General features: G+C 50.9%; 12 protein-coding genes and 1 other annotated feature. Of the genes, 2 read left to right on the forward strand and 10 right to left on the reverse strand.

All coding sequences use genetic code 11. The features are described from left to right. Positions 1-71 precede the first annotated feature (71 nt). Positions 72-2,501 carry a phenylalanine--tRNA ligase subunit beta gene (gene pheT / locus FGI41_RS17435; RefSeq protein WP_139491622.1) on the reverse strand — a complete coding sequence of 810 codons (2,430 nt, stop codon included), beginning with the start codon at positions 2,499-2,501 and terminating at the stop codon, positions 72-74. 23 nt (positions 2,502-2,524) lie between these two features. Then, positions 2,525-3,559, reverse strand: coding sequence for a phenylalanine--tRNA ligase subunit alpha (pheS, locus tag FGI41_RS17440; protein ID WP_139491746.1), 1,035 nt, complete (start codon positions 3,557-3,559; stop codon positions 2,525-2,527). Between the two features lie 44 nt (positions 3,560-3,603). Continuing rightward, positions 3,604-3,847: a binding site (T-box leader), on the reverse strand. A gap of 110 nt (positions 3,848-3,957) precedes the next feature. On the opposite strand from pheS, the gene FGI41_RS17445 reads away from it, so the two are divergent. Further along, entirely contained in the window at positions 3,958-4,737 is a 780-nt protein-coding gene (locus FGI41_RS17445; RefSeq protein ID WP_139491623.1) for a DUF2225 domain-containing protein, read from the forward strand. A gap of 47 nt (positions 4,738-4,784) precedes the next feature. On the opposite strand, the gene FGI41_RS17450 is transcribed toward FGI41_RS17445, so the two are convergent. Both FGI41_RS17450 and FGI41_RS17455 read right to left on the reverse strand, forming a co-directional pair. Continuing rightward, positions 4,785-5,600, reverse strand: coding sequence for a TrmH family RNA methyltransferase (locus FGI41_RS17450; RefSeq protein WP_139491624.1), 816 nt, complete (start codon positions 5,598-5,600; stop codon positions 4,785-4,787). Between the two features lie 3 nt (positions 5,601-5,603). Beyond that, positions 5,604-6,257, reverse strand: coding sequence for a potassium channel family protein (locus tag FGI41_RS17455; protein ID WP_139491625.1), 654 nt, complete (start codon positions 6,255-6,257; stop codon positions 5,604-5,606). A 99-nt stretch (positions 6,258-6,356) separates the two neighbouring features. Here FGI41_RS17455 and sspI point away from each other — a divergent pair, with 99 nt between their 5' ends. Then, positions 6,357-6,593 (forward strand): small acid-soluble spore protein SspI, encoded by a 237-nt coding sequence (gene sspI / locus FGI41_RS17460; RefSeq protein ID WP_139491626.1) that lies wholly within the window; start codon positions 6,357-6,359, stop codon positions 6,591-6,593. 187 nt (positions 6,594-6,780) lie between these two features. Here the strand turns inward: sspI and FGI41_RS17465 are convergent, their stop codons facing one another. The 6 genes from FGI41_RS17465 to FGI41_RS17490 form a co-directional block, all read right to left on the reverse strand. Beyond that, positions 6,781-7,863 (reverse strand): M42 family metallopeptidase, encoded by a 1,083-nt coding sequence (locus FGI41_RS17465; protein ID WP_139491627.1) that lies wholly within the window; start codon positions 7,861-7,863, stop codon positions 6,781-6,783. Positions 7,864-7,878: 15 nt separating this feature from the next. Beyond that, positions 7,879-8,322, reverse strand: a complete 444-nt coding sequence (locus FGI41_RS25535; protein ID WP_139491628.1) for a DUF1294 domain-containing protein — start codon at positions 8,320-8,322, stop codon at positions 7,879-7,881. Between the two features lie 9 nt (positions 8,323-8,331). Further along, the gene (locus FGI41_RS17475; RefSeq protein WP_438358034.1) at positions 8,332-8,949 is read right to left on the reverse strand and encodes a DedA family protein; all 618 of its coding nucleotides are present in this window, start codon (positions 8,947-8,949) and stop codon (positions 8,332-8,334) included. A 507-nt stretch (positions 8,950-9,456) separates the two neighbouring features. Continuing rightward, positions 9,457-10,440 (reverse strand): tryptophan--tRNA ligase, encoded by a 984-nt coding sequence (trpS, locus tag FGI41_RS17480; protein WP_139491630.1) that lies wholly within the window; start codon positions 10,438-10,440, stop codon positions 9,457-9,459. Between the two features lie 274 nt (positions 10,441-10,714). Further along, complete coding sequence (locus FGI41_RS17485; protein ID WP_139491631.1) at positions 10,715-12,493, reverse strand: B12-binding domain-containing radical SAM protein; 1,779 nt, start codon at positions 12,491-12,493, stop codon at positions 10,715-10,717. 33 nt (positions 12,494-12,526) lie between these two features. Next, positions 12,527-13,039 (reverse strand): MogA/MoaB family molybdenum cofactor biosynthesis protein, encoded by a 513-nt coding sequence (locus tag FGI41_RS17490; RefSeq protein ID WP_139491632.1) that lies wholly within the window; start codon positions 13,037-13,039, stop codon positions 12,527-12,529. Between the last annotated feature and the right edge of the window lie 24 nt (positions 13,040-13,063).

Below are 13,063 nucleotides of genomic sequence, written 5' to 3' on the forward strand. Positions count from 1 at the left end.
TCCTTGAGACTGCCATCATAGTCTATCCCTTCTAGGTTACTGAAAATGACAGTATCCGTCAACCTTTTCTGCTAGGAGCGAAGCTCGGCACCTGCTTCTTTGAGAGCTTCCACAACGCGGGTAGTGACAGCCTGCACTTCTTCATCCTGCAGGGTGTGCTCTGGGTGACGATACACCATGGAGAACGCCACGCTCTTCTTCGCAGCATCGATACGCTCACCGGTATAGACGTCGAACAGAGTGACAGACTCCAAGAGGTCACCAGACTCACGGCGGATGATCTCTTCCAAAGCAGCAACTGGAAGGCTTCTGTCTACAACCAGCGCGAAGTCACGGGTGATCGCCGGGAATTTCGGCAGTGGCTTGTAGTCGTTGAAGTCTTTCGCATGCGAGAACAGCTTGGAGAGGTCGAATTGGAATACATAGGTTTCATCGAGGTCATATGCCTTTTCCTGTTGTGGATGGATTTGACCGATGAAGCCTACTACGTTGCCGCCTACCAGCACGTCAGCGGTACGGCCTGGGTGCATGCCTTTGCGGGTCTGGGTCGGTTGGTAGGTCAGCTCGGTTGCTTTGAGGCCGATGCGGTCGAGGACGGATTCGACCACGCCTTTGGTCAGGAAGAAGTCAGCTGGCTGCTTCGCTCCGGTCCAGTTCTGCGGTACCCATTGACCTGCGATCAGACCGCCGAGGTAGAGGCGCTGTTCAGGCAGCTTGGTGAGTTGATCTTCTTCGGTCAGGAACACGTTGCCCAGCTCGAAGAATCCGAGGTCATGGTTTTGACGGTTCTTGTTGTAAGTAGCTGTCTCCACGAGGCTTGCGATCAGGTTGGTACGCAGAACGCTGTGCTCTTCAGACAGCGGCATGATCAGGGAGATGCGCTTGAGGTTGGCATCGATCATGCTGTCGAAGTTCTCCATGCGCTCTGGATGCAGAAGGGCATAGGAGACGGTCTCATTGAGGCCGAGGCCGATCAGGTGGTGACGCACGATACGGCGCAGCAGCTGCTCTGGCTGCAGACGGCCCGGGGTGGTCTCACCGAATGGCAGGGTGATCGGGATGTTGTCATAGCCGTAGAGACGGGCTACTTCTTCGATCAGGTCTTCTACCAGTGTGATGTCGCCGCGGCGGGTCGGTACGGTGATCGTCCATGCGCCTGCACCCTTTTCTTCTACTTGGAATTGCAGACGGGTATAGATAGCAGTCACTGTAGCCGCATCAATGCTGGTACCCAGATGCTCATTGATCTTTTCCAAGGTGATGTCGATCGCAAGCGGCTGTTTTACCTGTACAGTGTCATCGGCTACGCCAACAGACACGGTCGCACCGGACAGCTGTTGGATCAACAGAGCTGCACGGTCGCAAGCCAGCTTGACTCGCGCTTGGTCGACGCCTTTTTCCCAACGTGTTCCCGCTTCGGAACGGATACCGGTCTTGCGGGCACTGCGGCGTACGGTTTGTTGTGTGAAGTATGCGGCTTCGAGGATGATCTCGGTTGTTTCATCCGTTACTTCAGAGTTGGCACCGCCCATGATACCTGCGATGGCTACTCCTTTGGTTTTGTCTGTGATCAAGAGAGTCTGATCGTCAAGTGTGCGCTCCTGATCGTCAAGCGTCGTGATCTTCTCGCCTTCTTGAGCCAGACGGACGATGATCTCTTTATCGACCACTTGGGAAGCGTCAAAAGCGTGCAGCGGCAGGCCGAGTTCGAGCATCACGTAGTTGGTGACATCGACCACGTTGTTGATCGGACGCACGTTGGCAGCCATCAGACGGTTTTTCAGCCATTGTGGGGAAGAACCGATTTTGACATTGGTAAAATGACGGCCTGCGTATTGGTAGCAGTGATCTTTTGCTTCGATGGTGACGCGTACCGGGTTGGCTTCGCCGTTTTCTACCACGTTCATCTCTGGGAAGATCACTTCGCGGCCAAGGATCGCAGCCACTTCATAAGCCACACCGATCATGCTCATCGCGTCAGCGCGGTTCGGGGTGAGACCCAGCTCAAGCACGTAGTCATCCATACCGAGGTAGGAGACCGCGTCCATGCCGATCTCTGCGTCTTCTGGAAGCACCATGATGCCTTCCTGTTGGTCTTTAGCGAGCAGTTTATCATTGAGGCCAAGTTCCTTAGCGGAGCAGATCATGCCTTGGGACTCGACGCCGCGCAGCTTGGATTTTTTGATTTTGAAATCGCCTGGGAGCACCGCACCGATCATCGCGATTGGTACTTTTTGCCCAGCGGCTACGTTTTTCGCACCGCAGACGATTTGCAGGTCTTCACCGTTGCCTACGTCTACTTTACATACGCTCAGACGGTCAGCATCCGGGTGTTGTTCACGTTCTTTTACATAACCCACGACCACATTGGAAACACCCGTGTTGCGGGATTCAATCGCATCTACTTCAATCCCGCTGCGGGTCATGCGCTCGGCAAGCTCCTGCGGGGTGATATCAGTCAGATCAACGTATTCTTTTAACCAGTTATAAGAAACTCTCATCGTACCTTTGCTCCTCCCTTACCTTACGTCCGGTTGAATTGGCGCAAGAAACGCACATCGTTGGTGTAGAAGTTACGGATATCCTCAACGCCATATTTCAGCATGGCAATACGCTCTACACCCACACCGAACGCGAAACCGCTGACTTCTTGTGGATTGTAACCAGCCATCTCCAGCACGCGTGGATGCACCATCCCGCCGCCGAGGATTTCGATCCAGCCGGTCTGTTTGCAGACACGGCAGCCGTTACCGTGACAGAGGATACATTGGATATCGACCTCTGTGCTTGGCTCGGTGAACGGGAAGAAGCTTGGGCGCAGACGGATTTGCTGCTCTGGGCCAAACATCTGCTTCGCAAACGTAAGCAACGTACCTTTCAGATCGCTCATCTTGATGCCTTTACCGACAACCAGACCCTCGATCTGGGTGAACTGGTGGGAGTGTGTCGCATCGTCATCATCACGGCGGTACACTTTACCCGGGCAGATGATTTTGACAGGGGTTTTGCCTTCCTTCGCAAGCATGGTGCGCGCCTGTACCGGAGAGGTGTGGGTACGCAGCAGGATCTCTTCGGTGATGTAGAAGGAGTCCTGCATATCGCGTGCCGGGTGATCCTTCGGCAGGTTGAGCATCTCGAAGTTGTATTGGTCAAGCTCCACTTCTGGGCCTTCTGCTACTTCATAACCAAGACCGATGAAGATGTCCTCCATCTCCTCGATGATGCGGGAGAGTGGATGCATCGTGCCACTCTTGAGCGGACGGCCTGGGAGTGTCACGTCAACGGATTGGGAAGCCAGCTTCGCAGTCAGTTCTGCCTGCTCGAACTCCTCCTGCTTCGCGCCGATGGCTTCTTCAACCGCAGCGCGCACCTCATTGACCAATTGGCCTACGACCGGGCGCTCCTCTGCGGACAAGCCGCCCATCCCGCGCAGGATTTCGGTCAGCTCTCCTTTTTTCCCGAGATATTTGACGCGTAGGTCTTGCAGAGCCTGTGCGTCGTTCACTTGCGCCAAAGCGGCAAGTGCGTCTTGTTTCATTTGCGTCAGACGTTGTTGCACGTTCATCTCTTCCTTTCCTGAAAATAAAAAAACCTCATCCCCAAAAAAGGGACGAGGTATTGCTCGCGGTACCACCCTACTTAGACAGGCCAAGGTCATATGCCCTGTCTCACTCGATCATCGATAACGGGATGAACCGGATATCTCTACTTTCCACCAAAAGATGGTTTCAAGATACCACTCCAGAGGGAATTCCAAAGGTATAGACCCTAGAAATGCTTGCAGTCACGGCATTTCCTCCCTGAAAGGCTATAATTCCTTTGTACTATGCTCTGTCATAGCATTGGTCATAAATCAATTTTTCTGGTATATTATACCCTAGAATTCTCTTCTGTGCAAAGAACCATAAGACCCAAGTATACGTGGTAACACTCGTACTTCGTTTGGAGGCGATCAGGATGGATGCGTCAAATGGACTAAGTGTTCTTTTTGACAAAAACTATACCTGCTATCACTGCGACTGTAATTTTACTTCGAAAAAAGTCCGCAGCCGGTTTCAGGTCTCTGCAAAACGTGACACCGATTTTTGCACCCATTATCAAAAGCAAGAGTACAACCCGATTCTCTACACCGTCAACATCTGTCCAACCTGTGGTTTCAGCTTTACTGAACAGTTTAGACAACCTATGCTAAAAGAACACAAGCAAATTGTGAAAGAAAGCATCACTTCACGTTGGACAGCCAAGAACTTCGGTCAGAACCGCTCCTATGCCGAAGCCATCGCCACATACAAACTGGCCATCTATGCAGCCGAACTGACCAAAGAAGCACACAGCGTCAAGGCGGGGCTGTATTTGCGGCTTGCATGGCTGTACCGCTTCCAAAAGAAGGATGCCGAAGAAAAACGCTTCCTCTCCATCGCCGTCAGAGAGTACGAGGAATCCTTTGTCCACTCTGATTATAAAAAAGGGGACAAGGAAATGTCGGAAGTCAAGATCCTCTATCTAATCGGGGAATTGTTCCGCCGAATCGGTGAGTACGACAAAGCCATCAACTACTTCGGCAAGGTCATCCAGCGCAAAAATCAGACCATCGAGCATGGCATCGTCACCATGGCGCGCGATCAATGGTCTGTCGCCCGTGAAGAACATGCGGCTAAGAAGGAAGAGGAAAAACTGGCAGAAGCCCAGTTGGCCGCAGAAGCGCAAAGCGATGCTCCATCCAGCCTGACCTCGTAAGTAATGATGTTTTCCTCATCCCCTCATACACACAAGCGGCTGTACGTCTATTGGCTCTTGCGCTGACGCTGGGCCTCGTACAGCATCACACCTGCCGCCACAGCAGCATTAAGCGATTCCGCTCTGCCGTACAGCGGGATATGAACCAACTGACTGGCCGCTTGCTTCAGCTCTTGGGACACACCGCGCGCCTCGTTACCGATGACAATGGCTGTTTTGCCACTGTACAGCGGTTCATCGTAGGAGCGGCTCTCCCCGCCCAGCGCGGTTACCAACAGCGAGCCCCCCTTGCTTTTTACCTCATCCACGACTTCATCCAATTTTTCTACAAATACAGGCAGTCGGAACAGCGAGCCCATGGTGGCACGGACGACCTTGCCGTTATAGATATCCACGCTTCCCTGCCCCAGAATCACCGCATCTACCCCTGCCGCATCAGCCGTACGCAGAATCGTCCCCAGATTACCAGGGTCTTGCAGCTCATCGAGAATCAACAGGAGAAAATCACGCTCGGATGCTGTCTTCCACCATGTAGCGAAGCTGCGGTCAGGCATTCCCACGACCGCGATGATGCCTTGTGGGCTTTTGGTCTCAGACAGCTTTTCCATAATCTGCTGGGAGACCGCATAAATATCAAGGTCTCGTCCCGTTTCTTCCAACGCGCGTTCACAGTCAGGATGCATGGCGTATTCGATGTTATATAGAATCGCCCGGATATCCGCACCGGAGCGGATCGCTTCCTCCACCAGATGTGGGCCTTCGACCAGATACGTGCCAGTCTCTTCGCGGCCTTTGCGGTTATGCAGGCTGTACAATTTTTTTATGTAAGGGTTTTGGACGGATGTGATGAATTCTTCTCTCATGGTTTAGGCATGCTCCTCAAATTCTTTTAGATCGCGGTTGTGTCCGATGACTACCAGCACGTCGTTGGGCTTGATGACCTCGTCTGGCCCTGGGGAAATATTAAACGAATTCCCGCTCTTGATCGCGATGACGTTGACCCCGTAGCGGGCACGCACGTCCAATTGACGCAGGGACTCACCCACCATTTTGGAGGAGACGACAACCTCTGCAACACTGTAGTCCTCCGCCAGCTCGATAAAATCAAGCACGTTGGCCGAGATCAGATTATGGGCGACACGGATCCCCATGTCACGCTCAGGGAATACGACACGGTCGGCACCACACTTGTAGAGAACTTGTCCATGACGCTCATTCTGCGCTTTGGCAACGATCTTCTTGACACCCATCTCCTTGAGGATCAGCGTGGTCAGGATACTCGCCTGAATATCCGCCCCAATCGCCACAACCACCACGTCAAAATTACGGATGCCAATCTCCCGCATCGCCCGCTCATCGGTGGAGTCAGCGGCCACAGCATGTGTTACATACTGGATGTTGTCGTTGATCATTTCTTCGTCTTCATCTATTCCCATCACTTCATAATCCATCTCGTACAAAGTCCGGGCTACACTGGAGCCAAAACGCCCCATCCCGATAATCGCAAATTGTTTGGACATATGATCCTACCTCCCATTTTTCCACTCGAATTATAACACAATGCCTTGACTAATACTAAATCTGTCCGCTAACTCTCACATGGAAGGGGCAAACCACACATGAACATCAGCGCACTTAACCTGCGTCAAGCGATCATGTACAAAATGCAAGGCTCTGACAGCCAATCCGTCCAAGAAACCATCTCTGATTCCGTGTCCTCCGGTCAGGAAAAAACCCTGCCAGGTCTTGGTGTCCTGTTCGAGGTACTCTGGCAGAACAGCAACCCGATGCAGCAGCAACAGATGTGCAATACCATCGCGCAGCACATCCCCAAAAACACTCCGTCTCCAGTGTAAGACAACCCACTCTATAGAGCGGATGGTTGCGTGACAAGCTGTCGTCCATCCTACAGTGAAGCCAAGCTGTCCGCGACCCCATTGTAGTGAAAAACCCCGTATCTTTGTAAAAAGGATACGGGGTTGATTTTTGGTATGTTGGTCGGCAGAGACGCTGCTGTTTTAGCAGTCGTGCTGTAGCCGTCTTTTATCCGTACGTGCGAAGCTGGTTTACTTTTTCAGCATCAAGGCGCTGTACTAGGGCCACCAGCAGTTTGACCAGATTGTCATAATCATCTTCATGCAGGACAGAAGCCGCACTATGGATATAACGGGTCGCTACGGACAGACAGATCGAAGGAATCCCGCTGCCAACTGTGTGCATCGGAGCCGCATCGGTCGCACCGCCAGGGATGAAGGAGAACTGATACGGAATCTCCAGCTCCTCGCAAGTGTCGATGATAAAATTACGCAGTCCTTCATGCGAGATCAGACCCGCATCGTACATGCCGATTTCGACGCCGCCGCCAAGCTTGGATGGCACTTCACTGCGGTTGATCCCCGGAGTGTCACCAGCCGTCCCTACGTCAACGGCAATCGCGATATCGGGCTTGATGTGTTGGGCAGATGTGCGTCCACCACGGGAACCTACTTCTTCCATCACCGTACCCACACCATAGACCGTGTTTGGATGCTCTTGGCCTTGCAGACCTTGCAACAGATCAATCGCAGCAGCACAGCCGATCCGGTTATCCCAGGCTTTGGCCATCAGCATTTTTGGATTTTTCATCACGGTAAACGGGCAGATCGGAATGATTGGATCTCCCGGACGTACGCCCCATTCTTCCGCTTCTTTACGGCTGCCAGCGCCGATGTCGATAAACATTTCCTTGATCTCCACCATCTTGCGGCGCGCTTCCAGGGACAAAAGGTGCGGCGGTGTCGAACCGACCACGCCCTCAATCATGCCGGTACGGGTCTGGATATGCATACGCTGGGCCAGAATCACCTGCGGCCACCAGCCCCCAAGCGGTTGAAACTTGATGAAGCCCTCATCGGTAATACGGGTGATCATGAACGCCACTTCATCCAAGTGACCCGCGACCAGGATTTTCGGCCCGTCCTCTTTGCCTGTTTTTCTGGCAATCAAGCTGCCCAGCCCATCGAATTCCACCTGATCAGCAAATGGTTCTATGTATTTACGCATGACATCACGTGCCACTGTCTCAAAACCCGGTGCTCCCGGCGCTTCCGTCAGTTCACGAAACATCTGGTGTCTCTTTTCTTGCATCTAACACAACTCCTCTCAGAAAGGTAGATTCTTCCAGATATAAGTACTACCTGCTACATAACATAATAAACAAAGCGGGACGATAATACAAAAAGAAATATGTTTGGTCTTATGACGCAGCCCCAGCATCGCCAGAAGCATCCCGAATGCCCCGCCCCATGCCGCCGTCCACAAAAGACTTGCTTCTGGCACTCGCCATTTTCTCTCGATGGCCGCTTTTTTATCCAACCACATCAAGAGAAGTGCATACCCATTGACCAGCAGCATGCCTCCTGCTGTCCATAAAAGCTGTCGGGTCAGCAGTCCCGCGACTGCCAATCCCCATGAACTTATCCATATGAGATTCCGGTTGCGCCGATGACTCTTGTTTTGTTCATAAATGTTTTTTCCAAGGTTGTTTCCTGCATGTGCCGTATCTGTTCCGCGTTGCTCGCGGTGCCCTCTCTCACGTTGTCCCACCTGGATTCCTCACTCTCGTCCGCCAGCTTGCTTGAAGCGGTTCGGCCCCAACCAACGGTACAGGAAAAAGAGTAACAGCAGCACAACCAGTACACCCAGTAAAATAAACCCATACGTCCGTGTCATCTCAATGATCTTCTCCATGTGCTGTCCAAACAGATAGCCGACCATGTAAAAGGCAAACGTCCACACCAGCCCGGTCGTATAGGAAAACAATGCATACTTCCGGTAGCTCATGCCTCCCACAGCCACAATGTACGGCACCACATGACGAACGACTGGCAACGCATAACTGATACAGAGCGAAAATGCCCCGTACTTGTTAATCAACTCGGTCGAGCGGTGTATATACGGTGCCAGCTTCTTTTTCTTCATCAGACGGGTAATAATCGGTGGCCCAATCCATCTACCGAGGAAGTACCCAATCGACAGTCCTGACACCACCCCGAGATAATCAAACAAAAAGGCATAATACGGGTCCAAAATCCCCAGTGAAGCCACAAAACCACCTGTAGCCACAACCAGTTCATCTGGAATCGGCAAACCGACAATCCCCAGCCAGAGCAAAAAGAACAGCGCCGCATATCCATATTGCTCCACAACGGAAACAAGCAAATCTAAGTTTATATCCATCCGGTAATCTCCTTATCCCCTGGCGGTAATCTGTAAGAATGAACAACCACCGAGTTGTCCATTCACTTTAAGTAAATACGTCCCCTTCATCAGAAAAGTTACATCCCAACAGGAAAAAAGAACAGAAAAAACCGCCTTCGATCCTATCTTCTATCGGGCGGGACGCAGGCGCAGCAAAAGCCTTTCTTATCATACCATCTGCTTCGGGGTGTATGCCATTTAATATTGTATCTGCGTGAGCAGATCAGGAGATCATCTGTTTTCCAGTTGCCTTTCCCTCACTTCGTTCGGCCGGTCGCCTTACAAACAGATGATTCTCCCGATCTGCTTCGGAGCTAAGATATTACGTGCTAGGACTGGGTGGGGATAAAATATAAAAAGCTGCCGGCATTAGCCGACAGCTTTGGAAGTACCGTAGTCTCGTAGTTCCGTAGTCTCGTAGTTCCGTAGTCTCGTTGTCCCGTAAATGAGACTCTTTCCTATTCTTACAAGGACGCTCTCTTACAGCAATACCAATCCCATTGCTTCTTTCACACGGTTGACTGTTTTCTCCGCCGTTGCACGTGCTTTTTCGCTGCCTGCGCGGAGGATGTTGTCGAGTTCGGTGACATCGTTGAGTTCTTCGAAGCGTTTTTGGATCGTGCCGAGTTTATCGGTCATCACTTCTACGAGGTCTTTTTTCAGATCGCCGTAGCCTTTTCCTTGGTAGCGGTTGACGAGGGATTCAACAGATTCACCGGCAAACATGCTGTAGATGGTCAGCAGGTTGGATACCCCTGGCTTATTCTCTTCGTCGAAACGGATTTCGTTCTCGGTGTCAGTTACAGCGCGCATGATTTTTTTCTTAAAGATCGCCGGGTCTTCGAGAATAGCAATACGGCTGCCTTCGTTTTCTGCGGATTTGGACATTTTTTTGGTTGGTTCATCCAAGGCCATGATGCGTGCACCGAATTCTTGGATTTGCGGGTCTGGAATCACAAATGTGTCACCATAGCGCTTGTTGAAACGCTCCGCGATATCACGGGTCAGCTCGATGTGTTGTTTTTGGTCATCGCCGACAGGTACTTGGGTGGTGTCATACAGCAGGATGTCAGCAGCCATCAGTACCGGATATGTATACAGACCAACGTTTACAGCCGCTTTGCCCTCGGACTTGTCCTTAAACTGAGTCATCCGGCCCAACTCGCCCATATAAGAAGCACATTGGAGCAACCAGCCGAGTTCAGCATGCTCTTTTACATGGGATTGAATAAAAATCGTCGCTTTGCTTGGATCAACACCACAAGCAAGATAAAGCTGTGCGATCTCACGGGAACGTTTACGCAGTTCCGCCGGGTCTTGCGGAACCGTGATCGCATGCAGGTCAACTACGCAATAGAAGGCTTCAGCCTCATGCTGCAAATCTACGAATTGCTTAATCGCTCCCAGATAGTTACCGATAGTCAAATTGCCGGATGGCTGTACGCCGGAAAATAATCGTTTCACGTTTTTCTCTCCTTGCTCTGTCTAGTTACTATTATCATACCAAATATAGGGGGAATAATTAAGACCTGCTATTTCGTTTCTCTGATTAGGACGATTCTTGATATGAACTTTTTTAAAAGTTTTAACACACACCGTATAGTAAGTATGAAAAAAGCCCGCGTTCATGCGAGCTTTTTTCATGCTGTCTTATGCTTGGACGCGGACATCACTGACAATAACTACCCTTACAATGGTTTAGTTCTACTTCTCAATGAGTATTAGATCGTCGTAACTCTTACTCTGCAACTACAGCAGGCTTTTCCACAACGGTAAATGTCGTCCCTGCATCCCCTGTGTACGGATAATACACGACCAGTGCAAAGTCGCCTGTGACCACTTCTCCAGCCTCCAGCCAACGGGCAATATCGAAGGAAACACTTGTCACCATCGTATGCTTGAAGTATTCCTTCTCACTCTCTGCATGTGCCGCGAAGTCTGCACGCAGTTGTTGACGTTGGTTGTGAACCTCAGCAAATACGGCTTGTGCTTCTGCTTTTTCCAACAGATCCTCCCACCAGATTTTGCGCGGGCGATGCTTTTGATTACGCAAATAGTCAAATTTCATCAAGGATTCCACATGATGAGCATCGACAATCTTTTTATTTCCGAGGAAATCTTTCAGGCGCGAGAACAGGTCCTCCAACTGGTGACCGATCCGTCCCCAGCCTTTTTCCTCCCAATAATCGCCAAATTCTTGGAAGAAATCGAACGGTGTCTCAAAATGATGTGCCAGCAGCCATTCTACTGTGGTATCAGAACGGTGTGCGTTCCAGTATTTCTCCAGCACGTCTTCCACCCGCTTAATCCGCTGAATCTCAGCAAAGGAAAGCACATTGTTCCCCAGAATCTCGTACGGTGCCTCTTCCATAAAGATATATCCATGATTGGCCGCACGGGCACGGACGCCTGTCCCACGCAGCATTTTTAAGAAGCCAAGCTGCAGTTCTTCTGCACGCAGGGCAAATACGTCGTTGAACGTTTTGCGGAAGGAATCATAGTTTTCCTCCGGCAGACCTGCGATCAAGTCCAAGTGCTGGTCGATTTTGCCCGATTCCTTGATCTTGGTCACGGTATAGCTCAGCTTGTCAAAACGCTGAATCCGCTGTACCAGACGGTTCGTCTCATCGTTGGTCGATTGCACCCCGATCTCAAAACGGAATACGCCGGCAGGTGCATTCTCCGCCAAGAAGTCTACTACGTCAGGCTTGAGGATATCGGCCGTAATTTCGAATTGAAAAACAGTGCCATTGTGGTTGTCGATGAGGAACTGGAAAATCTCCATCGCATACTTTTTGTGAATATTAAACGTACGGTCTACGAACTTAATCGTCTTCACACCGTGGTCAATCAATGTTTTCAGGTCGCGCTTCACCCGTTCGATCTCAAAATACCGGACGCCATCCTCAATCGAGGAGAGGCAATACTGACATTTGAACGGACAGCCGCGGGACGCTTCGAAATAGACGACACGGTTGTTTAGCTCGTCCAGATTTTCTTCAAACGGGGATGGGATCGTATTCAGATCCTCAATATTATTGCGAGGCATGGAGAAACGGACATATTCACCCTCACGATATGCGATTCCGTTGACAGCCTTGAGATCGACCGCCTCACCGGTTTCGCGGGCCTTGTCGTACGTCTGTAACAGGTCGAGGAACGTCTCCTCCCCTTCTCCGATGACGATCACATCGATCTCCGGATGCTTTTTCATCCACCAGTCGGTATCATACGTCACTTCAGGTCCGCCGATGATGACCGGCATTTCGGGACGTACTTTTTTCAGTAGCTTGATGACATCCAGCGTCTCACGGATGTTCCAGATATAACAGGAAAACGCAACGATATCAGGATTACGCTTGTAGATATCCCCTACGATGTTCATCGTCACATCATTGATGGTATACTCAACTAACTCTTGGTCAGGAAAATGTGGTTTGGTGTAACTGCGCAGATAACGCAAGGCCAGAGAAGAGTGAATAAACTTGGCGTTGAGCGTCGTCAATAAAATTTTCATATGGTTGTAAACACTCCTTTACCTAACAACCCATTATACCTGTTTGCGCAACTCCCTGACAACATGCCCAAGCTCCGGCAAGATCAATTTGGACATAGCAAGTTTTACCGCCCCAGTCGAGCCAGGCGTCGAGAAAACCGCTTTGCCACGGTATGTACCTGCAATCGCTCGGCTAAGAATCGCAGCAGAACCAATATCTTCTGTATAGCTTAAAAAACGGAAAATCTCGCCAAATCCCGGCATCTGCTTCTCCAGCAAGGCCTCTACCGCTTCATAAGTGGTATCACGGGGAGCGATCCCCGTACCACCGTTGAGCAGAATCACATCTACCCCGGTATGAGCGGCTCCTTGCTGAATCGCGGCGGTAATCTGTGTTGGTTCATCTTTTACGATCTGATAGAGAATGGTTTCATGCCCCGCTTCGGCAAGCATCTGTTTCATGAGTTGACCGCTTTTGTCAGTCTCCTCCGTGCGGGTGTCCGAAACAGTAATCACCATGCAGCCGACCGTACGCGGTGCTTCTTTCTTATGTTCCACTGTGCTCATTTTTGCATCATCTCCGTCTTATCA

It is taken from the genome of Brevibacillus dissolubilis (assembly GCF_006170445.1).
Taxonomy (GTDB): domain Bacteria; phylum Bacillota; class Bacilli; order Brevibacillales; family Brevibacillaceae; genus Brevibacillus_B; species Brevibacillus_B dissolubilis.